Source organism: Amycolatopsis thailandensis, from assembly GCF_002234405.1.
Lineage (GTDB): Bacteria > Actinomycetota > Actinomycetes > Mycobacteriales > Pseudonocardiaceae > Amycolatopsis > Amycolatopsis thailandensis.
The window spans coordinates 1-26283 of sequence record NZ_NMQT01000041.1; the positions used below are offsets into that span (position 1 = coordinate 1).

Genomic DNA, 26283 nt, shown 5'->3' on the forward strand with positions numbered 1-26283 from the left:
GGGGGCCTTCATGTACTCGGGCTGGACCTCGACCGCGGTCGAGGTTGCACGGTGGCTTCATGACCGAAGCGAGTTTCGCCGTACAAGCCTTCCTCGACGAGCCGCGCCTGCCCGCCAGTGTCGCCACCACCACCGGCCGCGGGAACCCGGCGCTGGCGATGATGTGGTTCGTGGCCGAGGAAGGCAGGCTGTGGTTCCATACCCCGGTAGCCGGCGACCGGCCGTCACCGTTCCTGGCCGCCGCTCGCGCGAACCGTGAGGTCGCCGTCATGGTCGCGACGTTCGACCCGCCCGATGACGTCCGTCAGGTGCGGATGACCGGGCCCGCGAGGCTGGAGACCAAGGACCTGGCCCGGGTCCGTCGCATCTACGAGCGGTACGTCCCCGAGTGGTCCCCGGCCTGGACGGACCATGCCGCGTCGCCTGCCGCCCTGCTGTGGTCGATGTCCCCGGACCGGGGGATGGCCGTCGCCTACCCCGGTCTGGGGAACCACCCGGTGTCGCGCTGGTCGAACGCGGCGGAAGGGCCGTTCAGCGCGTGAGGAAGTCCAGCGTCCGGTACTCGTCGACAACGGCGGTGAGCTCGGCGATGCGGGCCTGGCCGGCGTCGATGAGCCGCTGCCCGGCCTGGGACCACTTCTCGAGATCGGGGGACATCGGCGGGATCTCGGCCAGGATCTGTGCGCTTTCGGCGAGGCTGAGCCCGACCCGCTGGGCGGCGACCGCGAGCCGGATCCGGCAGACGGCGTCGATGGTGAACCGGCGCGCGTTGCCCGTGGTGCGCTGCGCGGTGATGACGTCGTAGCGCTCGTAGTAACGGACGGCGTTGGCCGAGACTCCCGCCCGGCTCGCGACCTCGCTGATGGTCAGGTGGGCATCGAGCCGGGTCGGGGTCGTCATGCTGCGCTCCGTGCCGTCGTGGGTTCCACCGCCGAGGCTACCGGGACCGGCCGGGTCCTCAGCCTGACCACCAGGGCGATCACCATGACCGCCAGGACACCGGCGAGCGTCAGGCGATACGCGGAGACCACGTCCCCGGTGAGAGTCGCGCCCGCCGATGGATCGCCCAGTGCCGCGAGTCCCCGTCCTCCGGTGGCCTCGGCGATCAATCCGGTGAACACGGCGCTCACCGCCGCGGTGCCGACCGCGCTCGCGATGGTGCTGGACAGCGGGAGGATCGCGGAACCGGACGCGAGGTCCGGGCCACGCAGGTTCCGGCCGGCACTCACGATCGTGGGCATCATGATCGCTCCGGTGCCGGCTCCCTGAAACACGCCCAAGAGCGCCAACAGCGGGTAAGGGGTGTCCGGGGTGAGGACGAGCATCGTCAGCCCGGTCGAGACGATCGCGAGACTCAAGCCGGTCCCGACGACGACCCGCGGACCGAAGCGCTCTAGGACACGGGCCGCGAACTGGATGGTGATGCCCATCCCGAGCGCCGCCGGCACCGACATCAGTGCGCTGACCATCGGCGAGTCACCGCGGATGACCTGGATGTAGGCGGGCATCAGCAGCATCGAGCCGAAGTACGGCGCGGCGTACAGGACCAGGACCGCGGTGTTGCGCCCGAACGTCCGGTCACGCAGGAGCCGGACGTTCAGCAGCGGCGCGGGATGACGCCACGACCGGCGCGTGAACACGGCCACGAGCGCCAGCCCGGCCACGACGATCGCCGCACGGGTGCCCGCGCCGAGCGTCTCCTCGCTGAACCCGTACGCCACCGCGACGACGCCGGGGACGAGCAGCAGACCGCCGACGAGGTCGATCGGGGCGCGTTCCGCCGACGAGACATCGGCGGGGATCCAGCGCAGCACGCCGATGATCCCGAGCAGCGCAGGCGGAACGGTGATGAAGAACAGCGCCCGCCACGACAGGCTGTCCAGCAGAAAGCCGCCGAGCAACGGACCCAGAATCGGTCCGATCAGCAGAGGAAGCCCGGTGATCGTGGTCATCCGGCTCCGGCGCGCCGGGTCCACGGCCCCGAAACCGATGGTCATTCCCAAGGGATTGATCAGGCCGCCTGCCAGCCCCTGCACGGCCCTTGCCGCGATCAGCCAGCCGAGATCGCCGGCGGCTCCCGCGGCCGCGGACGACGCCGCGAACACGAGCAGCGCGGCCAGGTACACCCGGCGGGCACCCCAGCGTTGAGCGAAGGTGGCCGCCAACGGCATCGCCGCGACCATGGCGAGCGCGTAGGCGGTCACGACCCACTGGATCGTGGTGAGGGACGCGGAGAAGGTCGTCATGAACCGCGGCAGCGCGACGGCGACGATCGTGGTGTCCAGAACGGCCATCAAGCCGCCGAGCGCGATCACCGCCGCGATGCGCAGTTCCTGTGTGGTCAGGCGGTTCATGCCGCACTCTCCTGACCCTGGATCCGTCCGGCGCGCAGCGTGCGGGCCCACCAGCCCAGCTCGGCCATCGTCCCGGCCAGCGCGGCGCGCTCGCCTTCGGTGCCCTCGTACCCGTTCGGACCGAGACGGGTCCACGGAGCGTTCAGCAGCACCGCGTCGCGGATGGTGGTGGCCCTGAGCTCGGGGAAGATCAGCCGCAGCTGCTCGATCGCGCGGATCCCGCCCGAACCCGCGCCGTAGCCGACGAACGCGACGGGCTTGTGCGCCCATTCGCTGAAGTGCCAGTCGATCGCGTTCTTCAGCGCGGCCGGGAAACTGTGGTTGTACTCCGGGGTGACGACAAGGTAGGCGTCGGCCGCGTGCAGCCTGCCGCTGATCGGCGTCTCGGTGCCCCCGGGCTGGGTTCCCTGCAACGGGAGGTCGACGTCGGCGAGGTCGATCGGGTCGACCTCCAAGCCGTCGATCGCGGCGAGTTCGGTCAGGAGCCAGCCCGTGATGGCGTCGGCGAATCGTTCGTGCCGGACGCTCCCGATGATCACGGCGACGCGAAGCGGGGACTGTTCCGTGGTTTCAGTGCTCATGCCGACGACGCTAAAAGTTCGTCCATAGGCGAACTCAAGCCGTTGCGGCGCTGGTCACGAACACTGGACCTCTATTTAAGTCGAGGTTGTATGGGTGCTCAATGGCGAGCCTTGTTCCCCGCCGGACTTCATGATGTCTCGAGCGCCACGCTCGAGACGGTGAGCGTTCCAGGCGTGGCGCTCGGGGTGCGCGGAGGCCCGGGAATCCGACCAACAGGCAGCGGGACCTTCCGCCGATGTTGACATGTAGGAAATCGCCTACGTATCGTCTGGGTATGAACATCGACCGCATCCAGTTCCTCACCGTGCCGGTGTCCGACCAGGTCAAGGCGCGGGACTTTTACGTCGGCAAGCTCGGCTTCGATCTGCTCGTCGACGTCAGCGGCCCGCACGGTCCGTTCGTCATGGTCGGACCCAAGGGGGCGGAAACCGGCATCGTCCTGGTCGACCACGCCGTCGGTGGTCTCGATCACGACACTCGCGTGCACTTCCAGCTGAGCACCTCCGACGTCGATGCCGACATCACGGAACTTCGCGCCCAGGGCGTCGAGGTCGAGGACGCGGAAGAGATGCCGTGGGGTCGGGTGACCTCCTTGAAAGACCCTGACGGCAACGCGATGGGGCTGCTCGAACCCTCCGGCTACGGGAACTGGCCGCGCTAGTGCCGGTCAACGACGACGTCTTCGCCGCGCTCGCCAACCCGGCCCGCCGCGAGGTGCTGGGCATTCTCCTCGACGGCCCACAGGCGGCGGGGGAGATCGCCGACCAGTTCGACATGCGGCGACCGAGCCTGTCGGAACACCTTCGGGTGCTCCGCGAAGCCGGGCTCGTCCGGGAAGAGCGCCAGGGACGCAACCGCGTCTACTCTCTGGAAGCCGGTCCGCTGCGAGAAGTCTCCGACTGGCTTTCGCCGTATGAACGGTACTGGCGCGACAAGCTGGCTAACCTGCGTGACCTGCTGGACGAGGAGGAGCTCTGAACGACGAGGATCCGACGGTCATCCACGTCGATCAGTTTCTTCCGCATTCACCGCGGAAGGTGTGGCGCGCCTTGACCGAACCGCAGCTGCTGGAGCGCTGGCTCCGGATGCCGAACGACATGAAACCCGTTGTGGGGCACAGGTTCGAACTGCTCGCGGACCCTGTTCCCGCCGCCGGTTTCGCGGGCGGGCCGGTCGCCTGCGAGGTGCTGGCCGTGGAGCCGGAGCGGTTGCTCAGTATCAGCTGGGGTCCGGAGTGGACTGTGACGTGGCGGCTCGAACCGGAGGGCCGTGGCACCCGGCTGTTCCTCAGTCACGAGGGTTTCGATCCCGACGACGAGTTCCAGCGGATGTCACGCCGGATCATGGGCGGCGGCTGGCGCACCGGTGTCCCCAAGGCGCTGGCGCGCGTGCTGGACGAGATGCCGGACCAGGCCCCGTAGCGGCTCTGGACACCGGGTCTAGGATCCCCGCTTGTGACGGACGAAAAACCGCTCCGAGCCGATGCCCGCCGTAACCGCACGCGGGTGTTGGAGGCCGCGGAGCGCGTCTTCACGGCCAAAGGCACCAGTGCGCCCACTGAAGAAGTCGCCCGCGAGGCAGGCGTCGGCGTCGGCACGGTGTTCCGGCACTTCCCGACGAAAGAAGCCCTACTGGAGGCTGTCCTCTACGCGCGCCTTCACCGCTTCGTCGACGACGCGGAAACCACGGTCGCCGCGGACTCGCCCGATCCGGGCGCCGCGTTCTTCGGGTTCCTGACCGGCTGGATCGCGATGGCCGACGCCAAGAACGCCTACTTCGAGGCCTTGTCGGCGGCCGGGGTCAGCGTTCCCTCGGCGGGCTCGGTCATCGGCGTCCGTCTCAAGGACGCGCTCGGCGTACTGCTCAGCCGGGCTCAGGACACGGGCGACGTCCGGAAGGACCTCGGTGTGGACGAACTGATCCCGGTGATCATCGGGACGGCGAAAGCGGCAGAGCACGCCGGGCCCGAACTACGGACCCGGACGATCTGCATCCTCTTCGACGGTCTCCGGCCGCGTCAGGCGTAGGGGTCCATCGTCGGCCGCTTCGGCGGGAGCGCGTCGCCCGAGGATTCGCCGCGCAGCCGGCGCTTGATCCACGGGACGGCGTGTTCCTTGCCCCACTGGAGGTTCTCGGTGCGCCGAGCCTGCGGGCTCAACAGCGGCCGCGGTCCGAGTTCGGCGGGCGTCAGCTTGTGCGGTTCGCCGAGCGCGTCGAGGACGGCGATGGCGATCTCGTTGTGTCCCGACGAGTTCAGATGCAAGCGATCCGGTGCCCACAGGCGCCGGTCGCGGAGACGGCGCATCGCCCACATGTCCACCAGCAGCGCCCCGTGCCGCGCGGCGATGCCGCGGACGTGCTCGTTGTAGATCGCGACGCGGCCCCGGATCTTGCGGAACAAGGCGTCCTCGACCCCGTCGACGCCCGTGAAGAGAACGACCCGCGCGCCGGTCGCGACGACCCTGCCGACAGCGAGGTCGTAGTCGTCGATCAGAGCGTCGATGTCGACCTTCGGCCGCATCAGATCGTTGCCGCCCGCGTAGAAGGTCACGAGATCCGGGTTCAGCGCGAGGGCCGGTTCGAGCTGCTCGGTGAGGACCTGCCCGAGGAGTTTGCCTCGGATCGCGAGGTTCGCGTAGCGGAAGTCCTGGTGGTTGGCCGCGAGCCGTTCCGCGACGCGGTCTGCCCAGCCCCGGACGCCGTTGGGGGACGACGGGTCCTCGTCGCCGACACCCTCGGTGAAGGAGTCCCCGATACTGACTAAGCGCTTACTAGTGGTGCAAAACACGGGATGGATCCCTAAATCGGTGATGACATACCTGGTGATGCTACTGCTCCGGTGCGGCCGAGAAAGATCAGGGCACAGTGCGCAACCGGCGCCTGCGGCTGATCAACCCGGCCACCCGCCTGCTCGGCCGGGCGGACTGGGAACCGCACAACGTCGCCGTGACGATGAACCGGGGGCCCGGCGGCGCACCGGCCGCCGGGCCTGTCGACGCCCATCAGGTGCTAATCGTCGGCGGCGACCTTCTTCGTCGGCTTCCGCCCGTTCTTGCGCAGAGCGAGCAGGAGCGGGGAGAGCAGCCCGGCCACTACCAGGGGCGTGGTCGTGGGCATCTTGACCGCGAGGAACACCAGCGCGCACACGATGCTGAGCAGCAGCAGCGTGATCGGGATGAGCAGCGTGACCGCGCGGCGAGTCCGGCGTTCGTCACCCAGGACATAGTGCAGCAACTCGGTCCAGCTGGTGTTCCGGTGCGAGAACAACAGCGTGCGATGGGGAAACTTCGCGCATCCTTCAGTGGTGCGCAGCAAACTGGCGTCACCGATGAAGAACTTGGTGTCGCTGTCCGTGAGTATTCGCTCGTACTTGCTGGGGAGACCGCTGGCTGCCTCCGCACGCTTCGTCATCGAGGGGGGCGCGGTGTCGTCGGCAGCCTTTTCACCGTTGGAGCGGATGTTCTCCGCCTCCTGATGCAGCTTGTGCCACAGGTCCATCACCAGATCGATCTGGGTGGGGGTGAGGCCGCAGGCCTTGACGAAGGCCTCGACCTGGTCGGGGTTGCTGGGCAGGCCGGGGCGTTTGGTGTCGGGCAGGCTGTAGGCGGTGGAGCGCGGCATGCCGGTCTTGATCGCGATCTGGCCGCAGCTCAGCGGCGACTGGCCCAGAACCCGGCCGAGCAGGGCCCGGAACTCGGTCGCGTCGGCCGCCTCGTAGACGTTCTGCTGCTGGCCGGGGATGGTCATGGTCATCGCCGTCCCTCCTGCTCGTGGTGCAGGCGGGCGAGTTCGTCGGCTGCCGAGCGGAGGAACCGCAGGTTCTTGGTGATCTCGCCGATGCCACGCGGGACCGTGATCACGGCGACGAACACGGCCATCACCCCGGCGGCGATGCCGGCGGCCGCGATGATCGGGGTGTGGTCGTGCACGTTGAGGAAGATGGTCAGGCCGACGGCCAGCGTGATGATGAAGGCCTCCGGCCAGGTCAGTCTGACCGCGGCCGGGACGGCGCCTGCCCCCGAGGGCGGGCTCGCCGCTTTCAAGGTCATGTTCGTGCCCTTCTGCGAGAAACGCGCCTGCCCGCCCCGGAGAACATGGAGAAGGGGGCGGGCGAGGATGGTGCGTTTCGTGGTTGCGGATTTACGAGCACTCACCGGTCGGGCTTGCTGTGGCTGGAACCACGGCCCTGTCGGCGACATCCCGGGGTGGGACCGGAACAAGGAAATCGTCCCGCACGCGCACGCACAGGAGAAGACCTTGCAACACAACGGTGTCTACGTAGACATGACGAAGGCCCCGAGCGAAAACTACGCTCGAGGCCTCGCCTGAGTGCGCGGGCTAGTTCCAGCTAGACCGCAAGTCCCTGCTCTACCGCAACCACGCAGAAGGGCTTCAGGACCCCCGCCGCCCCACTCACGGGCGGAGAAGACACAGCTCGGGCACCGGATGGCATGGAAGGGGGCATGCGATGCGGCGACCGCGTGACGACGTAGGTGGTCACAATGCCCTCCAATCCAGGCCGGGTAGCTCCCGTAGCTTGCGAGAACAAGGATGCCGCGTACCTCTCCTGTGCGGAGACTACACGTGGACACCTGGACACCGAGTTTCTCGATCGTGCAGGTCAAGAGGGTCGCAGAGCCGTCCACAAAGATCGCGTGGACACCGTGAACACGCAGCGGTGAACGCCCCGCGCGATCCCGCCGCCCGTACCACCGCCACCAGAGAAGGCCACCAGCGGAGCCCCGCGATAGCTCTGGCGCCCAAGCGCCGGAGCCGTACCGCGACACGTCTTTCACCGGGTCGGAGTGGCGCGCTGCCCCGCCGAGGCGATGTTCGGCCGGCGCCGCGCTAATGGTTCGTCGCCCGGGTCTGGGTGCGGTGTGTGCGGAGTCGCCTGCCCGCGCGTCGTGCCCGGTCGATCCAGACGCTGCGGCCGGCCTTGAGCATCTGCTCGGTCCGGTAGTCGACCTCGGCCAACACGCCGGTGAGCAGGACGTCGTTGCTGTTCATCTCGGTGTTTCCCTTCAGGACTTCATCACTGCCTCGTTGGTAGTGATCAGAGTCGTCCTGAGGGGTGCCACAGGGCATTGGGTGATCACCTACACCCGTACCCGATATGACCCCTTACCTTCGCTTATCACCTGCTCAGGCGGGTAAGGGGTCACCCGTGGGCGATGGGGCGACGGGTGCGGGGGAGAACTTCCCAGCGAACCACGATTTCCGGGGTGGTGGCCAGGGCGCTGTCCGTTCAACACCCCCGGCTGTCCCGAACCGGCTACCCACGCGCACGGGCAGCGTCAGGTGCCGCGGCCGAGGCCGGGTTCAAGGTCCGCACGGAAGTTGCGCTGTTCGCCAGTCACGCCGCAGGCGTGGGTGCCGTTTACTGCTCCCTGTAGGTGGGTTTCGATGGGGGAGGAAGCGGCGTGGTCGGCGAGAGACGGGCTGTCTGGCTGAGGTTCGGGCGTGCGGTGATGGCGGCGGCGCTGTTCGCTTCGGTGGTTTCGTGCGAGGTACCTCGCACCACACCGGCCACTCCGGATAGTGGCTCGGCCGAGGGAACGGCACCGGCGGTTTCGGCGGCCGAGGCTCGGAAGCTGCTGGGCACGTTGCAGGTCGCGGTCCGCGGGGTGCTGGACGGGTACGATCGGGATAAGTTCCCGCATTGGAAGACCGTGTCCGGCAGTTGCAACGTGCGAGAGGAAGTGCTCAAACGCGCCGGCGAGAACGTCGGGGTCAATGCGGACTGCGCTCCGACGTCGGGGTCCTGGCGCAGCCCTTACGACGGCGAGACGTGGCGGAAGGCGTCCGATGTCGATGTGGATCACGTGGTGCCGTTGGCTCATGCGTGGGTCAGCGGCGCGAAGTCGTGGGATCAGGCCAGGCGTGAGCAGTTCGCCAATGACCTGACTAGTCCGCAGCTGCTGGTGGTGACCGACAACGTGAACCAGGAGAAGGGCGACAAGGCGCCGGATGAGTGGAAGCCGCCCTTGGTGTCGTTCTGGTGTGCTTACGCGACCGATTGGATCGTCGTCAAAGCCGGGTACGGGCTGTCGATCACCGTGCCGGAACGGACCGCGCTGGCGGGCATGCTCGATCGGTGCCCCTGACACGATCTGCTCAGCCGCGTCACTGGCCGGTCCCGGACTCGTGGTGAAACCTCCGCGGGCTCTAGCATGGGTTGATCCCGCGTGGACGAGGGAGCGTGACCATGAGGCGGCAGCTGCGAGGACGGATGGCGAGCCTGGCGGTTGGCGAGTTGGTCAGTGTCGTGGTGTTCTTCGTCGTCTTCTTCGTGCTGGCGGGGGTGCCACCGACAGTCGCGAACGTGTCGGGGTACCTGCTCACCACGGTCATGCTGTTACAGGGCAGTGCCTACTGGATGGGTAAACGCCGCGAACTCGAAGGTCACCGTGGCGCTTTTACCTTCGTGGTTCGAGCGTTGCGGGTGCTGGCGCCGGTGAACGTGGCGCTGATCGCGATCGGTGTTGTGCCGATCGTGGTGGAGGCACAGGCGGGATCTCTTGGTCGTTTCTGGCTGGGTGCCGCGTTGTGGGCTCTGGCCGTCGCCGAGTACGTCAACTATTTCCATGTTCAGCTGGCCTATGGGCGCCGGGCGGATCGCGCCTGGATCCTTCGCAATCGACGGCTCAGGAGATCGCATCTGGCTCGTGACATCTCGCGACTGTAGCCGCCGAGAAGCCGGCCGTACTGCGCGAGCAGGTCGGCGCTGCGGCAGGGTGATCGGCCCGGACGCCGCGGTAAGTCTGGCCAGGTCGCGCTTCCTGTCACCTGACAAACGAACGTCTTGGCAGCACCCCACCGAGGACCGTCGAACGCCCGACGTCACGTCTGACGGCGAGAATCACCAAGGCGTAACGAATCCCACCGGCGCCTCGACTGTCATCGGTGTCCGCGAGTGGGAGCCACATGAGAACCGTCGTCTTGTACGCAGTCCTGATCCTGGCCTTGACCGGCTGTAGTTCGACTCAGCCCGAATCACCTGGGAGCCGTTACCCCGGCACCCAGGACGGTGCCCGTCAGCTGGTCACGGATCTCCGCACCGGCGATCCGTTGCCGCTGATCAAGACCCTCGTTCCGACGGCGGAAGACTGCCGGGCCGTCTTCGAGGGCGAACTCGCCGCGAAAGCCGAGGCGTACTACGGGAAACAGTTCGCGACGCCGGAGACCGGGCCCATCGCCAAACCGGACCAGACCGAACTGGAACTCTGGGCCGCCTCCAGCGAGGACCTCAAGGCGAAGGCCGGGAACTTCGTCCATTTCCCGGGCGGCTACGCGAAGATCGCTCCATCCCTGAAACCGGGATTGACGTTCTACCGCTGGAAGTACGTCGTGCCGGGCAGCGACCTCGGGATGGCCTACGACGGCTTGGTGTACCTCGGTTCCCGCTGGGTCTGGCTGCCCAAACCGTGGCGGCCGGCCGAGTCGGCTTGACGGTTTCCGGAAAGCGACGGATCAATGCGCCGCAACATCAGAAAGGCCGTCCCGCGGCGGCGGTTGTACTCCCGGATGACGCCTCGGCCGGTCCGCCGCCCCGCCGCGGCGTCGAAGCACAACTGGGTGCAGTCGATTGTTTCGGGCTTGACCGTGCTGACAGCGATCGCCGCGCTCGTCTACACGTCCCGGTCGACGACCGAGCAACTGCGGCTGACCGAGCAGGGACAGATCACCGACCGTTACAGCCGGGCCACGGACCAGTTGGGGTCGGAGAAGATCGACGTGCGCCTGGGTGCGATCTACTCCCTCGAACGCCTGATGCGCGACTCCGCCGCGGATGTGCCGACCATCGTGGAGGTGCTGTGCGCGTTCGTCCGGGAGCACGCGCCGCGGAAGGTCACGCCACCGTCCACCACCACAACGCCGCCTCGGCCGAGCCGGACGCCCAAGAGCCCGGTCCGGCCACCGCCGGACGTACAGGCGGTGCTGACCGTGCTGAACCGCCGCCCGGACGGCGGTTCGGCACGGATCGACCTGCACCAGACCGAACTGGCGGGCGCGGATCTCAGCAGGGCCAAGCTGGCGGGCGCGGACCTCACCGGTGCCAACCTCGCTTTCGTTCTGCTGCACGAAGCCTCACTGGAGAACGCGCTCCTGCGGCAGGCCGACCTGCACAACGCGAGCCTCACGCACGCGCGGCTTCACAGCGCCGACCTTTCCGAGGCGAACCTGGTCGACGCCACCCTGACCTCGGCCGACCTGACCCGCGCGCACCTAGACCAGGTGGATCTGACCTACGCCCGCCTCGGTGACGCCACCCTCAACGGAGCCGACCTGCCACAGGCCAACCTGACCCGCGCGAGCCTCGGCGCCGCGAAACTGATGGGCGCCAACCTGTTCGCCGCGAAACTGAACGACGCCTATCTCGGCGCGGCGAATCTTTCCGCGGCCAACCTGACCGAAGCCGACCTGACCGGAGCCGATGCCACGACGCCCGAACAACTCGCCCAGGCGCGGACGAACTCCAGGACGAAGCTGCCGAACGGCTGACGCGGGGGGCCGGGCACTCGGCGGCGGTGTACTTCCAGTGGGGCCTCGCTCAGGTTCGTCGCGCGTGGAGGAGGGCTTGCCAGCGGGTTTCGATCTCCGCTCGCGAGGTGAGGGGCTGGAGGTCGGGATCGAACATCGACCCGAACTCTCTTCGTGTGGTCGTCCAGGGGATGCCCGCCTCGTTGTCGAGGATCCACATGAGGCGCAGCGGAGACAGCCGAAACGTTTCGCGGGCCCGGAGGAACTCGATGAGCTCGAGGAGATCACATCCGCGGTCGACCATCCGGCCGACCGCGCCCGCCACGGAGTCCATGTGCCCAGTCCTGTTGTGTGAGAACGACTTCGACCTCAGGGTACGTCCCTGGGGTTTCGTTCTCGATCTGGCTGTGCCGCTAGGGGTCGGTACACCGACTATGTGAGAACAGGTTGATGCTCACAGCACTCACCGCGTGCCGGTGCCGTGCGTGCGCAGCCTGCGCTCCAGCACCGGGCCGATCACACGCAGCGCCTCCGGCGAGGTCATCCCGAGGTGATCCGCCGCGACCTCGATCGATTCGGCATCATCCTCGAGATATGGCCGCCAGGCACCGGGGTCGAGGACGCCGGTCGGCTCGTCGGCGGCGAGGAAGTGCAGCGTGGTGACCTTCACTCGTTCGTGGGTGAATTCGGTGACGATTCGCCGGTTGACGCTCATCACCCGGACCATCCGCAGCACCTGCTCTTCGTCCAAGCTCGCGAGCACGGTGTGGCCCGCCCCGGCCAGTTCGAGGAACCGCTCCTGGGAAAGCGTCTCCCGTTCACCGGACGGGACGGCGATGCCGAGTGCCTCCAGCAGTTGGACGCGGGCGATTTCGTCGGGTACCTCGGCGCTCTGCCCAGACGCTGCCCACAAAGCCGGTTCCGCCGGGGTCGTGTCGAGGAGGGTGAGCAGCGCGACTTCCCGGCCCCGGCGCAGCAGCTCGGCAGCCAGCGCGTGCGCGATCATGCCCCCGAACGACCAGCCGAGCAGGTGAAAAGCACCGTCAGGCTGGATGCGGACGACGTCGTCGGCGTAGTGGCCGACGAGCTGTTCGACGGACTTCGGGAGCTCCGCGAGGTCGGTCAGGCCCCGCGTCTGCAGCCCGTAAACAGGGAAGTCCGCGTCGAGATACCGCAGCAGCCCGGCATACGTCCAGCTCAGCCCGGTCACCGGGGGAACGCAGAACAACGGCGCGTACCGGCCGCCCGGACGCAGTGGCAACAAAGTGCCCAGCGCGCCGGAGCCGCCGCTTTCCACTCCGTCGTCGAGCCTCTTGGCCAGCGTGGCGACGGTCGGTGCCTCGAAGAGAGCCTGCACCGGCAGGTCGACGCCCAGTACCGCGCGGATCCTCTCCGCCAGCTTCGTCACCAGCAGCGAATGACCGCCCAGGTCGAAGAAGCTGTCGTCGACGCCCACCCCGCTGGTGCCGAGGACTTCGGCGAACAGTCCACAGAGGACCTCTTCGCGTGGGGTCCGGGGCGCTCGCCCGGCGACGGCGGCAGGCGCGGGCAGCGCTCGCTGGTCCAGCTTGCCGTTGGTCGTCAGCGGCAGCCGGTCGAGTGCGACGAACGCCGCCGGGATCATGTACTCCGGCAGCCGTGTAGCGGCCAGCTCACGGAGAGCCGCACCGTCCACCGCGCCCGACGGCACGAAGTACGCGACGAGCCGGGCCGAGCCGGGCGTGTCCTCACGGACCACGACCGCCGCCTGCGAGACGCCGGGATGCCCGGCCAGCACGGACTCGATCTCGCCGAGCTCGACCCGGAATCCCCGGAACTTGACCTGGCTGTCGGCACGCCCGGCGAACTCCAGCAAACCGCGGGTGGTCCAGCGGCCGAGATCGCCGGTGCTGTACATCCGCGCGCCGGGTTCGCCGAACGGGTCCGCCACGAAGCGCGACGCGCTGGTCGCCGGCCTGCCGAGATATCCGCGAGCGAGCCCGCTGCCCGCCACGTACAGCTCGCCGATCACGCCGGCCGGAACCGGTCGCAGGCGTTCGTCGAGCACGTAGACGCGTTCGCCGCGGAACGGGCGCCCGATCGGGACGACGCCGCGCGCGTCCTCCGGGTGGCAGTGGAACGTGGTGGCGCCGATGGTGACTTCCGTCGGGCCGTAGCCGTTGAAGAAGCGGTAGTCGCCGGACCAGTCCGCTGCCAGCTTCGGTGTGCAGACGTCGCCGCTCACCGTCAGTGTCACCCCGGTGGGCAGGCTGCCCGGCCGCAGCCCGGACAACACCGCGGGCGGCATGGTGAGATGGGTCAGCCGGTACCGGGCCGCGAACGCCGTCAGCTCTTCGCCGGTGACCCCTCGGGGCGGGGCGAGCACAAGTGTTCCGCCGGACAGGAGCGCGCCGAGGATGTCCCACAGCGACGCGTCGAAACTCGGTGAGACGAGTTGCAGGACCCGGTGGCCCGGTTCGATGGCGAGGGTCTCCCTCAGCTCTTCGAGAAGGTCCGGAATCCCTTCGTGGCTCAGTGAAACTCCTTTGGGACGGCCGGTGGAACCGGACGTGTACACGACGTACGCCAGGTTGAGCGGCAACGGACGCCGAGGCGGCGCACCGGTTTCGTCGTCGTTGTCCACCAGGAGAACCGGGAAGTCCCGGGGGAGACGGCCGGCGAGTTCGGTGGTGGTGACGACCAGCGCCGGGGCGGCGTCGGTGAGCATGTACGCCACACGTTCGTCCGGGTAGGACGGATCGATCGGCAGATAGGCCCCGCCCGCCTTGACGGTGCCGAGGAACGCGGCGATAAGCTCGGCCGAGCGGGGCAGCGCGACCGCGACGATTCGTTCCGGGCCGACGCCCCGCGCACTGAGCCGTTCCGCCAGGCGATCCGCCCGTGCGTCGAGTTCGGCGTAGGTCCATTCAACCGCGCCGTCGACCAGTGCCGACCCGTCCGGGGTGCGGGCCACCTGCGCCTCGAACAGCTCAGGCACCGTCGCCGGCGCGGCATCCGACGCGCGTGCCCGCCAGAGCGCCGCGAGGTCTTCCCGGTCCTCCGGTGTCATCAGGTCCACGGCGATCGACCGGGCGGGATTCTCCGCTATGGCACGGAGAACGACCGTCCAGCGAGCCGCCAGCGTGGTGGCGGTCTCCTGGTCGAACAGGTCCGTGGCGTACTCGATCAGCCCCGTCATTCCCGCCGGTTCACCGGTTTCGTCGTGGTTCTCGGTGAGGCTGAGGAAAAGGTCGAGGCGGGCGACGGCTGGGGTGGTGAAGTCGAGACGGCTTTCCAGCCCGGCGAACGCGAACCGTGCGCTTTCGGTGTTCTGCAGCGCGAAAGCGACCTGGAACAACGGGTGATGGGCTGTCGAGCGCTGCGGGTTCAGGCGCTCCACGAGGTATTCGAACGAGACGTCCTGATGCGCGTAGGCGCCGAGACTTGTTTCCCGCACCTGCCCGAGCAACTCGGCGAAAGTGGGGTCGCCGCTGGTGTCGGTACGGATGACCAATGTGTTCACGAACAGGCCGACCAAGTCCTCGAGCCGGTTCTCGACACGCCCGGCGACGGGCGAGCCGACGGCGATGTCGGTGCCCGCGCCGAGCCTGGTCAGCAGCACGGCGAGGCTGGCGTGCAGCACCATGAACAACGTCACGTCGTGACGACGCGCGAGAGTGCGCAGCCGGCGATGGAGGTCGGCGTCGATTTCGAACCGGACGGTCGCGCCGGAGTGGGAAGCGACGGCAGGGCGTGGCCGGTCGGTGGGCGGGCCGATGCGATCGGGGAGGTCGGCCAGCCGCTCCGTCCAATAGGCGAGCTGGTGGTGCAGCAGGCCTTCCTGGCGTGCCGTCTCACCAGCGGAGCCGAGGAGTTCTCGTTGCCATAGTGTGTAGTCGGCGTACTGGACCGGTAGTGGGGTCCAGTGGTGGTCGGTTCCTTCGCGGCGGGCCTGGTAGGCGGTGCTGAGGTCGCGGGCGAGTGGTGTCAGTGACCAGCCGTCGGCGGCGATGTGGTGCAGGACCAGTACCAGGACGTGCTCCTCCGGCCCGCAGGACAGGAGCTCGGCGCGGACCGGAAGCTGATTCGCGAGGTCGAACTCGTGGCGCGCGGCGGTCGAGAGTAGACCGTCCATATCGGACTTGTCCGCGTTCCGGACCGTCAGTACCGGGGCGGCGTCGACGATCAGCTGACGTGGTTCCCCGGCTACCTCGGGGAAGATCGTGCGGAGGGCTTCATGGCGGTGTGCCACGTCGGCGACGGCCTGCCGCAACGCCGGGATGTCGAGTGGGCCGAGCAGCCGTACGGCGAGCGGGATGTTGTACGTCGCCGACGGTCCTTCGAGCCGGGCGAGGAACCACAGACGGCGCTGGGCGAACGAGAGCGGAAGCGGTTCGGGGCGGTGCCGGGGGATCAGCGGCGGCCGGGCGGGCAGGCTCTCGTCGAGGTGCCGGGAGAGCCTGGCCACCGTTGGGGCGTCGAACAGCGCGCGGACGGGCAGTTCGACGCCCAGTGCCGCGCGGACCCGGCTGATCAGACTGGTGGCGAGCAGCGAATGGCCGCCGAGGTCGAAGAAATCGTCGTCCACGCGGACCTGTGGCCTGCCGAGCACCTCGGCGAACAACCCGCACAGCAGGATCTCGCGCTCACCGTCCGAAGTGGACTCTGGAGTGACGTCCACAGTGGACTCCAGTGCGGGCAGTGCGGCTCGGTCGAGCTTTCCGTTGGCGGTGAGCGGAAGCCGGTCCAGGACGACCACCGAGGGCACGAGGTATTCGGGCAGCCGGTCCGCCAGGTGGGCCCGCAGGCGCACGACGTCGATGTCACCTTTGGCGGGTACGACGTAGCTGATCAGACGCCGGCCGGTCGCGTCCTCGTGCACCACGACGGCCGCCTGTGCGACCTCGGGTGCGGCCGCCAGCACCGCCTCCGCTTCACCGGGCTCGACACGGAACCCGCGGATCTTGACCTGGTCGTCGGCCCGGCCGACGAACTCCAGCTCGCCCGCCCGGTTCCAGCGCACCACGTCGCCGGTCCGGTACATGCGGGAACCGGGCGGCCCGAAGGGATCCCCGACGAATCTCGACGCGCTCGCACCGGGCTGTCCCGTGTAGCCGCGGGCGAGACCGGGGCCGCTGACGTACAGCTCGCCGGGCACGCCCGGCGGCACCGGTCGCAGCCGGGCGTCCAGCACCCGCAGGCCGCTGTCGTCCATCGGTTCACCGATCGGAACGCCGTTCACCGGCGGACCGCCCACGAAGTACCGGGTCGCGAACGTGGTTGTCTCGGTCGGTCCGTACCCATTGACGATCCTCAGCCCGGGGTGTGCCGCGAGCAGGCGCCGCACGGCCGCCGCCGAGACGACGTCTCCACCGGTCCAGACCTGTTCGACGTCCCCGAAGCAGTCCGGTCGCTCTTCGCTCATCAGGGCGAACAGGCCCGCCGTCAGCCACAGCCCGGTCACCCCGTACTTGGCGATGTCCCCGGCGAGCAGAGCGGTGTCCAGCAGGCCTGGGGTGCCGATGACGACCGTGCCACCGCGGAGCAGCGGCACCCACAGCTCGTACGTCGATGCGTCGAACGACGGGGGAGAGTGCAGCAGGACCCGGCGGTGCGCGTCGCCCCAGCAGCTGTCAAGCGCGAGCCCCGCGACGGCGCGCTGCGGTACCACGACACCCCTGGGCAGCCCGGTGGAGCCGGAGGTGTAAAGGACGTACGCGGCGTTGTCGCCGGTGACCCGAGACGGGACATCGGACGCTTCGGCCCGGTCGGGGATGGCGAGTTCCCACACCGCGGCAGACGGGAAGAGGTTTCGGGCGCGCGAGGCTTCCTCGCCAGGGGCGACGATCGCCGAAACCCCTGAATCCGCGAAGACGCGCCGCAGCCGCTCGTCGGGATGGCCCGGGTCAGCGGGGACGTACGCGCCGCCCGCCTTCAGTACGCCGAGGATGACGGCGACCAGGTCGGCCGATATCGGCATCAGGACGCCGACGCGATGTTCCGGGCCGACTCCGAGTGCGGTCAGCTCCAGCGCGACGTGATCGGCACGTGCGTCGAGTTCGCGGTAGGTCAAGGCGGCCCCGCCCGAAATGACGGCCTCGGCCTCCGGGGCGCGCCGGACCTGCGCCTGGAACAACTCCGCCAGTGACGGGCAGTCGGCAGGGGTCGCTGGGTTGACGAGAAATCGGTGGTGTTCGGCCGGGGTCAGGATCTCGGCCTCGCTGATCGGCCGGTCGGGACGGGCGGCGAAGGTGCGCAGCAGCCGTTGCCAGCGTGCGGTGAGCTCATCGACGGTTCCGGAGTCGAACAGGTCGGTGGGGTACTCGGCGAACCCTTCGATCCCGGCGGGTGCGCCCGCCGTGTCGAACGTTTCGTCGAGGTTGACGAACAGGTCGAACCGGGACACCCCGGCGTGCGCGAATGCGGTGTTGCTGTCGACGCCGGGGAAGTCGAAGCCGGCTTCCTCGTTGTTCTGCAGGGCGAGCGAAACCTGGAAAAGCGGGTGGTGAGCGGGGGAGCGTCTCGGGTTGAGCTTCTCCACCAGGTATTCGAAGGGGACATCCTGGTGGGCGTAGGCGGCGAGATCGGTTTCCCGGACCCTGGCCAGCAGCGTGGTGAACGTCGGGTCGCCCGAGGTGTCGGTCCGCAGTACGAGCGTGTTGACGAAGAACCCCACCAGTGGGTCGAGCGCGTCGTCGGTGCGACCGGCGACGGGGGCGCCGATCGGGAGGTCGGTGCCCGCGCCGAGGCGGGTGAGCAGTGCGGCGAATCCGGCCTGCGCCACCATGAACAGCGTCGCGTCGTGGCGGCGGGCGAGGGTGAGCAGCGCGCGATGCAGTTCGGCGTCGAGTCGGAAGTGGATGGTGTCGCCGGCGTAGGACGCGGTGGGCGGGCGCGGGCGGTCGGTGGGCAGGTCGATGCGATCAGGGAGGTCGGCGAGCCGCTCCGTCCAGTACGCCAGCTGGCGGTGGAGGATGCTGCCGGAGTCCTTTTCGGAGCCGAGGAGTTCTCGTTGCCATAGTGTGTAGTCGGCGTATTGGACCGGTAGCGGGGTCCAGTGGTGGTCGGTGCCGTCTCGGCGGGCTTGGTAGGCGGTGCTGAGGTCGCGGGCCAGCGGGGTCAGTGACCAGCCGTCCGCGGCGATGTGGTGCAGCACCAGTATTAGGACGTGCTCATCGCCGTGTACCAGCAGCTCGGCGCGGACCGGCAGGTCGACGGACAGATCGAAACCCCGGGCCGTCGTCGCGGCGATCGCGGCGGGGATGTCCTCGGCCTCGCTCACCGCGAGGACCGGAACCGCTGCCACGACTCGCTGCACTGGTTCGCCGGCGACTTCGGCGAAGACCGTCCGGAGGCTTTCGTGCCGCTCGACGACGTCGGCGAGCGCGAGGCGCAACGCCCGGACGTCGAGTTGGCCGGTCAGCCGCACAGCGAGCGGGATGGTGTAAGTCGCCGATGGACCTTCCAGTTGCGACAGGAACCACAGCCGTCGCTGCGCGAAGGAAAGCGGCACGGTTTCGTTTCGGGGAAACGGTTTCAGTGGCGGACGGACGACGGCGTCGCCTAGTCGCGGGGCGAGCCCGGCCACGGTCGGATGATCGAATAGGTCGCGCACGGCGACCTCGGCCCCGAGTACGGTGCGGATCCGGCTCACCAGGCGGGTGGCGAGCAGGGAATGCCCACCGAGGTCGAAGAACCCGTCGTCGACGCCGACCCTGGACAGGCCGAGCACTTCGGCGAACAGTCCGCAGAGCAGCTCCTCCCGTGGCGTGGCGGCCTGCCGCGAACCGCTCGCGGTGTCCTGGACCGGCGCGGGCAGCGCGCGCCGGTCCAGCTTGCCGTGCGCGCCGAGCGGCAGCCGGTCGAGAACGACGAACGCCGAAGGGACCATGTAGTCCGGCAGCCGCTCGGCGAGGTAACGGCCGAGGGAGCCGGTCAGGGCGCCGAGCTGGTGCGAACGCGCCGGATCGCCCGCGTACGAGGAAAGCGGCACCTGCGCGAGTCCTGGCGGAGGGACGTCCGGCGTGGCCGTACCGTACGTGAAGACGTAGTCGACTCTGCCGCCCCCACCGGCCGACCAGCGTGCTGTGACGTGGCGGCCGAGCCGTTCGCCGTACTCCCTGACGTCCTCCGGGTCGAGGATCTCGCGACCGGGCACCGCGTTCAACGCGTCGAACGCACCTTCCTCGTCGGCAAGTGTCCACGCCCGCTCTGCCTGTACCTCTGTCCACACGCGCCGGTCGGGGACGCCTTCGAGCCGCAGCTGTCGATCGCCGTCCGATGGCCGCAGTTCGTCCAGAGTGGACAGATCGACACCCCAGCGCAGAACTGTTTCGCCGGGTGGTGTGGCAGGCGCCGTCTTGTGGAGGATCGCCGAGTAGCGATACCGGGTCAGCTCGTTGTGCGCGCGGCCGCGTTTGAGCCGGACCTGGTAGCCGCCGACGCCGCCGAGCCTGGCGCCGAGCGCGGCGAAGAACTCCGGGTCGACGAGGAGTTCTTTCTCCAGCAACAGACTTTGCTCGATCGTCCGCCGCAGTGCGGCCCGGTCGCGGTCCGAACCCGCGCGCAGCTCCACCGCCGTGCGGAACACCCGGTTCAGCGCGCGCACGCGGACGTCGCCGACGTACACCGAGCCGCCGGGCGCCAGCGCGTGGACCGCCGCGCGGAGGACCTCGGCAAGGTAGTCCACATTCGGGAAGTACTGCACCACCGAGTTGAGGACGATCGTGTCGAAGAACCCCACGGGGATCCCGTCCCAGTCGTCGGCGGCCTGGCGCCGCAGGGTGACCCGGCCCGACGGCTCGGCTTCGAGCCGGGTCCGCAGGGCGTCGATCGCCGCCGCCGAGAAGTCCGTTCCCCAATACTCTTCGCAGTCCGGCGCGAGCTTCGCGAGCAGCAGCCCTGAGCCGACACCGATTTCGAGGACCCGCTTCGGCGCCAGCGCCGCGATCTCGGCCACCGTGGCGTCCCGCCATTCGGTCATCTCGCCGAGCGGGATGGGCGCGCCGTCGTAGCTGGACCTCCAGCCGGAGAAGTTCTCCCCGAGCGGGACGCGGTCCGCGTCGCGGTAGACGGAGGTGTAGATCTCCTTCCACTCGGCCACCTGTCGCTCGGGCAGGTCGGCAGGGACTTCTTGGTCCCGTGGGACGACGTAGGCGACGAGCCGTTTTCCCGCGCCGCCGTCCTCCCGAACGACGACCACGGCCTGCGCGACCTCGGGATGCCCGGTCAGCGCGGCCTCGATGTCGCCGGGTTCGATCCGGAACCCGCGGAGTTTCACCTGCTCGTCCACCCTGCCGACGAACTCGAGCGCGCCGTCGGGCCGCCAGCGCACGAGGTCACCGGTGGTGTACATCCGTTGTCCCGGCCCGCCGAATGGATCGGGCAGGAACCGGGTGGCGGTCAGCCCTGGCGACCGGGTGTAGCCGCGGGCGAGCCCGGTCCCGGCGAGGTGCAGCTGCCCGATCGCGCCCGGCGGCAGCAGGCGGAGCCGCTCATCGAGCACGTAGCCGCGGGTGTTTTCCATGGGTTCGCCGATCGGCACCCCGTCGTCCGGCCGGTAGTCGCGGCCGAGCCGGTGGTAGGTGGCGAAGGTGGTGGTCTCGGTCGGGCCGTACACGCTGACCACCGATGTGTCCGGACAGGCGTCGAGCACCCGCCGGAACGCCTGCGGCGAGCCGGCCTCGCCACCGGTCCAGACGTCGGCCAGCCCGGCGAAGCAACCGGGGTCGACCTCGGCGAGCGTCCGGAACAGGCCGGTGGTCAGGAAGACCGAGGTGATCCGCCCACCACCCGCGTATCGGCGCAGGAGGGCGGTGTCGACGTCACCGGGGGCGAGTACCGCGCGGCCACCGGACAGCAACGGGATCCACATTTCGTAGGTGGAGGCGTCGAACGCGTGCGGGGAATGCACCAGGACACGCCGGTGCGCCGGACGATGCCAAGCACTGTCCGCGGCGAACTCGGCGACCGCGCGATGGGTGATCTCGACGCCCTTCGGCGCGCCGGCCGAGCCCGAGGTGTACATGATGTACAACAGCGAATCCGGTGCGACTTGCCGGGGTAGTACGTTTCCCGGCGCGGGCGGCTCGTCGGTGTCCGCGGCGAGCACCCGGTGCTCGGTCGCCACCTCGTGCGTGCCGGTGGTCCGGTCGACGAGCAGCAGCGGAGCCCCCGCGTCGGCAAGCACATTTCGCAGGCGCGGCAAGGGGTAGCGCAGGTCGAGCGGGACGTAGGTTCCGCCTGCCTTCGCCACGGCCAACACCGCGACGATCAGCTCGGCCGACCGCCGCATCAGTACCGCGACCGGCGTCTCCGGCGTTACCCCCGCGGCCACGAGCCGCAGTGCGAGCCGGGTGGATCTCGCGTCGAGGTCCGCGTACGACAACGTCGTCCCGTCGGATTCGACGGCGACCTCGTCCGGAGACGCGGATGCCTGCGCGGCGAACAGGTCCGGCAGGCTCGACGGCGGCACGGAGCGGACCGCGCCGTGCCGGGCCGTCAGCAGCGCGCGATCGGCGTCGTCGATCAGGTCCAGATCGCCGATCCGGCCGTCGGCGCCGTGTTCGGCGAGAGAGGTCAACACGCCCACCAGCCGTTCGTGGTGGCGATCGAGCTCCCCGGCGGGATAGCGGGCGGGGTGGGCGTCGGTGTCGAACCGCAGGCCGCCGTCCGCGGTGGGGTAGCAGAGCACGGAGAGGTCGTCGACGGGCATCAGCGAGCAGTTGTGCAGGTTCGCGACGAGCCCGGCGAAAGAGTACCTGGGGTGGAATGGGACGGAGTTCACGATCGGCCCGAAGAACGGCCCGCCACCGTGGCGGACGAGGTCACGGCGGACGTCCTCGCCCCGGTACCGCTGCACCGCGATCGCGGCGCGGACCTCGTCCGATACCGCGCCTGCCAGCTCCGCCCAGGTCCCCTCCGGGCGCACGGCGACGCGGAGGGGCACCACGGTGGAGGCCATCGCCGGCACCGTCTTGCCGAGAGGGGTCGCGCGACCGGCTATCGCCATGCTCAGCAGGACATCGTCCTCGCCCCGCATCCGGGCCAGGTAGGCGGCGGTCACCGCCAGGACGAGTCGGAACCAGCGGGTACCCGCGGCCGACGCGGCCCGCTGTAGGTCCGCGAAGACCGACGCCGGCAAGTGCGTGGTCCGGCGCACGACGTCGTGGGCGAGCCCACTGCCCGCCGAGAGGTAGGTCGGCCCGGACACCCCGGCCAGCCGGTCCGCCCAGTACCTGCGGGCCTCCGCGAACTCGGCCGAGTCCCGGTAGGCGGCGTCCTCGGCGAGATACTCGGTGAAGGAGCCGAACGGACTTTCCCCGGCCGGTTCCCCGGCGAGGAACCGGGTGTAGAGCTGGGCGAGACGGCCGCTGAACAGGTTCAGGCCGAACCCGTCGATGACGATGTGGTGAAAGCCGAGGTAGCACCGGAACCGTTGGGGAGAAAGGGAAATCAGTGCGAAGTCGAATAAGGGCCCGTTCTCGAGGTTCCACGGCTCGGTCAGGCGGCCCCTGATCCACGTGTCGGCCGCGGCGTCCGGGTCGGGCTGATCGCCGAGGTCGATCAGCGGCAGTGTGACCTCGGTGGCCGGGTGGACGAACTGCCGGACTTCGCCACCGGTCTCGGCGAAGGTGACTCGCAGGCCGTCGGCTTCGGCGAGCGTCCGCGTCAGCGCCCGCCGGAGCACTCCGACCTCCACCACGCCATCGAGATCGAGGTAGAGCCCCAGGTGGTAGGCCGGGTTTCCGGGATCTGCCCGGCTCGCGTGCCAGATCTCCCGCTGGGCAGCCGAAAGCGGTAGCGGAGCGTTCACTCGTTCGTCCCCCTCGTCACGCCGTCACAGGCGCAGTGGCAACCTGGCCAGTCTGCGCATCCCCGGATGCGGCTGCTGCCATTCGAACTCGGACTCGTCGACGGCGAGGGCCAGGTCCGGGTACTTCCGCAGCAGCGCGCCGAACGCGACCTCGCCTTCCTCCTTCGCGAGCCCGGCACCGAGGCAATAGTGGGGTCCGTGGCTGAAGCCGACGTGCTGCTCGCCGCGGAACTCGTAGGTCCGGGTGATGTCCAGCCGGTCCGCGTCGGGGAACCGCCGCGGATCGCGATTGGCGCCGGGGAGGATCGCCATCACCCGCTCGCCGGCGGCCAGTGGCACTCCGCCGAGGTCGAGGTCGACGGTGACGTGCCGCGGCCTGGTCAGCATGACCGGCGTGCACCAGCGCATCAACTCGTGGATCGCCTTCGGCAGAAGGGAAAGGTCCGACCGCAGCAGCGCGAGCTGGTCGGGATGCGTCAGCAGAGCGGCGGTGCCGGTGCCGATCAGGTACGACGTCGTCTCGTGGCCGGCGACCCCGAGATCGAGCAGCAGCATGACCAGTTCGGTGTCGGACAGCCGATCGCCGTCCTCGTCCTGGACGCGGATCAAGGCGTCGATGAGATCGTCGGCCGGCGCGGCCCGCCGCTCGGTGATGAGTTCCTGGATCTGCGCCACCATGGCCCGCATCGCTTCGGCGAGTGTCATCGCGCCGGGTTTGACGTGCCACATCGCCGCGTGACTCCATTCGAGCCACAGTGGACGGTCGGCCTCCGGCACCCCGATCAGGTCGCAGATCACGGTCAGCGGCAGCGGATGCGCGAAGTGCTCGATGAGGTCGACGACCCCGTCCTCGGCGTACTCGGGAAGCGCGTGGAGCAGTCGCGCGGTGACCTGTTCCATCCGGGGCCGCAGTTCCGCGATGCGCCGGGCGGTGAACGCCCGCGACGCCAGCTTGCGCAGCCGGGGATGGCCGGGGGAGTCGAGCTCGGCCATGCTGGCGGACAGGTACGGGCGCGCGATCTCCTCGTCGATGCCGATCGCGACCATGCCCTCGACGCGGCGGTCGGGGACGGCGCCACCGGGTACCGAAGCCGGGTTCACCACGAACCGCGGGTCGTCGAGGATCGTCCGGACTTCGGCGTCCCGGACGAACATCCAGCACGGCTCGCCGTCGATGAAGGTGCCCTTCACCGCTGGTCCCGCCTCGCGCAGCCGGGCGATCGTCGCGTACGGGTCGGCCTGGAATTCGGGTCCCATCAAGGAAAAGGTGGTATCCGGGGTGGTGGTCATGGAGCTCTCCGTCTTCGGTTTCCCTCGCGGGATTCAGGCCTCTTGGCGCGCGTGGCGGTACAGGCGCAACCGGACCGCGTCCGGGCGCAAGGACGCCTTGACCGCGGGTCGCACCACTTCTCCTGGCATCGGGCGCAGCCGCCACGTGCCGAGGATCCGGGCCAGCGCGATGGCCGACTCCGTGTGCGCGAACTCGTCGCCGATGCACTTGCGGCTGCCGCCGCCGAAGGGCACGTAGCCGCCCTTGGGCAGGTGGTCGGACGCGCCGGGCAGCCAGCGGTCCGGTCGGAACTCGTGCGGCTCGGGGTACAGGTCGGGCCGGTGGTGGATGACGTATGGGCTGTAGAACAGGTTCGAGCCCTCGGGGAGGCGCGTGCCAAGCACCTTGGACTCCGTCCGCAGTCGCCGGTGGAAGATCCACACCGGCGGGTACATGCGCAGGGTCTCGGTGAGCACGCGGCGGGTCAGTTTGAGCTTGCCGACATCGGCGAGGCCGACTCCCTCGTTGGGCAGTTCACGGGCCTCCTCGCGGATGCGGTCCTGCAGATCCTCGTCTTCCGACACCAGATGCAGTGCCCAGGCCAGCAGGCTGGCCGTGGTCTCGGTGCCCGCCATGAACACCGTCAGTACTTGTGCGTGCACCTCGTCGTCGGTGAGCGCGTCGCCGTGTTCGTCGGTGCTTTCCAGCAGCATGGACAGCATGTCGCCGTGGTCGCGGCCGCTGCGGCGATAGTCGGCGATCAGGTCAGTGACGGTCTTGTTCATCCGCGCGATCGAGGTGTCGAACCGCTTCCCGGCCGCGGTCGGGACCCAGGCGAGCCCGGACATCCGCGCGAACAGCTTGTGCCGCGCGCCGTCCATGATGTTCGTGAGGTCCTCCCGGACCTGCGCCACGGTGTGTTCGCCGAGCGCGGAGCTGAACATCGTGCGCGCGGTGACCCGCATGGCCAGTCGTTGCATCTCGCCGACGCCGTCGAGGACCCGATCGGTCGACCAGGAGTCCGAAACGGCGCGGATTTCGGTGTCCATCACCGCGGCGTACTGGTCCAGACGCTGGTGGTGGAACACCGGCTGGACGAGCCTGCGCTGCCGCTTGTGCGGTTCGTGCGGGGCGACCACCAACCCGTCCTGGACGATCAGCCGGGTCGCCTCGTCGAACGTGCCTCCCTTGTCGAACGTGCGGCCGTCCTGCAGGACATGATGGGTCAGCTCCGGGTCGCACAGCATCCACACCCGTACCGTGCCCAGCCGCAGCCGCACGAGGTCGCCGTGTTTCGGCAGGCTTTCCAGGAAGCCCAGCGGATCCCGCCACAGTCGCACGATGTGCCCGAGGCCACCCCAGGAGCCCGGAATGGCATCGAGTTTGTAATCGCGGTCTTTCCCACGCACGACCGGCCCCCAATCACGAATATGACACGGCGGCGAGTGTAGCGAAGACTCGGCAGGCCGTCGAGCTACGGAAACCGCATAACCAATTCTTCTATTGCGCCGCAATTCGTACTGTGTCGCGGGGTCTCGTGCCGTGTCTCGAAGCGGACGCTGGGCTGACCGGATGAAACCCGCGTGGAGGGCTTGTCTTGATCCACATCCCGTGCTTACCGTCGAGGCGATCAGCCGTGGTGGGGAAGTTTCCCGCTGCCAGGTAAAGGTTTGCTTGCCCGGCGAAGCGGCTGGTACGGTGTGATCGAGGCCGTATGGGGCGGCGCTCGGGTCGACGTCGGCAGAGACGTCCGCTGGGGGTTCCATGACTGGGACTTTTTTGTAGTGCGCCGTTTCCGG

20 protein-coding genes are annotated in these 26283 nt (G+C 69.0%); 9 read left to right on the plus strand and 11 right to left on the minus strand.

What is annotated here, in order from left to right:
• Positions 1–59 precede the first annotated feature (59 nt).
• Entirely contained in the window at positions 60–542 is a 483-nt protein-coding gene (locus tag CFP71_RS12900) for a pyridoxamine 5'-phosphate oxidase family protein (protein ID WP_093934093.1), read from the plus strand.
• Here the strand turns inward: CFP71_RS12900 and CFP71_RS12905 are convergent.
• From CFP71_RS12905 to CFP71_RS12915, 3 genes are read right to left on the minus strand one after another with little or no spacing between them, the layout of a single operon-like run.
• Complete coding sequence (locus CFP71_RS12905) at positions 532–900, minus strand: MerR family transcriptional regulator (protein ID WP_093934094.1); 369 nt, start codon at positions 898–900, stop codon at positions 532–534. The genes CFP71_RS12900 and CFP71_RS12905 overlap by 11 nt on opposite strands.
• On the minus strand, positions 897–2354 hold the full coding sequence (locus tag CFP71_RS12910; RefSeq protein WP_093934095.1) for a DHA2 family efflux MFS transporter permease subunit: 1458 nt from the start codon (positions 2352–2354) through the stop codon (positions 897–899). The genes CFP71_RS12905 and CFP71_RS12910 overlap by 4 nt, the downstream gene beginning before the upstream one ends.
• The gene (locus tag CFP71_RS12915) at positions 2351–2935 is read right to left on the minus strand and encodes an NADPH-dependent FMN reductase (protein ID WP_093934096.1); all 585 of its coding nucleotides are present in this window, start codon (positions 2933–2935) and stop codon (positions 2351–2353) included. Before CFP71_RS12915 ends, CFP71_RS12910 begins: the two co-directional genes overlap by 4 nt.
• A gap of 275 nt (positions 2936–3210) precedes the next feature.
• Here CFP71_RS12915 and CFP71_RS12920 point away from each other — a divergent pair, with 275 nt between their 5' ends.
• The 4 genes from CFP71_RS12920 to CFP71_RS12935 are packed head-to-tail and all read left to right on the plus strand — an operon-like array spanning position 3211 to position 4963.
• Positions 3211–3597: a VOC family protein gene (locus CFP71_RS12920; protein WP_093934097.1), complete on the plus strand. Its 387-nt coding sequence runs from the start codon at positions 3211–3213 to the stop codon at positions 3595–3597.
• Positions 3597–3914 carry a metalloregulator ArsR/SmtB family transcription factor gene (locus CFP71_RS12925; RefSeq protein WP_093934098.1) on the plus strand — a complete coding sequence of 106 codons (318 nt, stop codon included), beginning with the start codon at positions 3597–3599 and terminating at the stop codon, positions 3912–3914. Before CFP71_RS12920 ends, CFP71_RS12925 begins: the two co-directional genes overlap by 1 nt.
• A gap of 20 nt (positions 3915–3934) precedes the next feature.
• A complete protein-coding gene (locus CFP71_RS12930) occupies positions 3935–4357 on the plus strand; it encodes an SRPBCC family protein (protein ID WP_279629218.1) in 423 nt (140 codons plus the stop codon).
• Positions 4358–4390: 33 nt separating this feature from the next.
• A complete protein-coding gene (locus tag CFP71_RS12935) occupies positions 4391–4963 on the plus strand; it encodes a TetR/AcrR family transcriptional regulator (protein WP_093934100.1) in 573 nt (190 codons plus the stop codon).
• Here the strand turns inward: CFP71_RS12935 and CFP71_RS12940 are convergent.
• The 4 genes from CFP71_RS12940 to CFP71_RS44125 form a co-directional block, all read right to left on the minus strand.
• The gene (locus CFP71_RS12940; protein WP_093934101.1) at positions 4954–5724 is read right to left on the minus strand and encodes an SGNH/GDSL hydrolase family protein; all 771 of its coding nucleotides are present in this window, start codon (positions 5722–5724) and stop codon (positions 4954–4956) included. The genes CFP71_RS12935 and CFP71_RS12940 overlap by 10 nt on opposite strands.
• A gap of 221 nt (positions 5725–5945) precedes the next feature.
• Positions 5946–6689: a hypothetical protein gene (locus CFP71_RS12945; RefSeq protein WP_143267073.1), complete on the minus strand. Its 744-nt coding sequence runs from the start codon at positions 6687–6689 to the stop codon at positions 5946–5948.
• Positions 6686–6985 (minus strand): hypothetical protein, encoded by a 300-nt coding sequence (locus tag CFP71_RS12950; protein WP_093934103.1) that lies wholly within the window; start codon positions 6983–6985, stop codon positions 6686–6688. The genes CFP71_RS12945 and CFP71_RS12950 overlap by 4 nt, the downstream gene beginning before the upstream one ends.
• 799 nt (positions 6986–7784) lie before the next feature.
• Positions 7785–7946 carry a hypothetical protein gene (locus CFP71_RS44125; protein ID WP_167406100.1) on the minus strand — a complete coding sequence of 54 codons (162 nt, stop codon included), beginning with the start codon at positions 7944–7946 and terminating at the stop codon, positions 7785–7787.
• Positions 7947–8359: 413 nt separating this feature from the next.
• Between CFP71_RS44125 and CFP71_RS12955 the strand changes: the two genes are divergently transcribed.
• The 4 genes from CFP71_RS12955 to CFP71_RS12970 all read left to right on the plus strand — a co-directional run bounded on the left by CFP71_RS12955 (position 8360) and on the right by CFP71_RS12970 (position 11441).
• Complete coding sequence (locus CFP71_RS12955; RefSeq protein ID WP_093934104.1) at positions 8360–9043, plus strand: HNH endonuclease family protein; 684 nt, start codon at positions 8360–8362, stop codon at positions 9041–9043.
• A gap of 101 nt (positions 9044–9144) precedes the next feature.
• Positions 9145–9624 carry a hypothetical protein gene (locus CFP71_RS12960; protein WP_143267074.1) on the plus strand — a complete coding sequence of 160 codons (480 nt, stop codon included), beginning with the start codon at positions 9145–9147 and terminating at the stop codon, positions 9622–9624.
• 239 nt (positions 9625–9863) lie between these two features.
• Positions 9864–10388, plus strand: coding sequence for a hypothetical protein (locus CFP71_RS12965; protein ID WP_143267075.1), 525 nt, complete (start codon positions 9864–9866; stop codon positions 10386–10388).
• A gap of 24 nt (positions 10389–10412) precedes the next feature.
• Positions 10413–11441: a pentapeptide repeat-containing protein gene (locus CFP71_RS12970; RefSeq protein ID WP_093934107.1), complete on the plus strand. Its 1029-nt coding sequence runs from the start codon at positions 10413–10415 to the stop codon at positions 11439–11441.
• A 49-nt stretch (positions 11442–11490) separates the two neighbouring features.
• Here the strand turns inward: CFP71_RS12970 and CFP71_RS12975 are convergent, their stop codons facing one another.
• From CFP71_RS12975 to CFP71_RS12990, 4 genes are all read right to left on the minus strand, one after another.
• Positions 11491–11754, minus strand: a complete 264-nt coding sequence (locus CFP71_RS12975) for a hypothetical protein (RefSeq protein WP_093934108.1) — start codon at positions 11752–11754, stop codon at positions 11491–11493.
• Positions 11755–11883: 129 nt separating this feature from the next.
• The gene (locus tag CFP71_RS12980; protein WP_093934109.1) at positions 11884–23214 is read right to left on the minus strand and encodes an amino acid adenylation domain-containing protein; all 11331 of its coding nucleotides are present in this window, start codon (positions 23212–23214) and stop codon (positions 11884–11886) included.
• 24 nt (positions 23215–23238) lie between these two features.
• On the minus strand, positions 23239–24471 hold the full coding sequence (locus CFP71_RS12985) for a cytochrome P450 family protein (protein ID WP_244199652.1): 1233 nt from the start codon (positions 24469–24471) through the stop codon (positions 23239–23241).
• A gap of 66 nt (positions 24472–24537) precedes the next feature.
• Positions 24538–25893: a cytochrome P450 gene (locus tag CFP71_RS12990; protein ID WP_167406101.1), complete on the minus strand. Its 1356-nt coding sequence runs from the start codon at positions 25891–25893 to the stop codon at positions 24538–24540.
• Between the last annotated feature and the right edge of the window lie 390 nt (positions 25894–26283).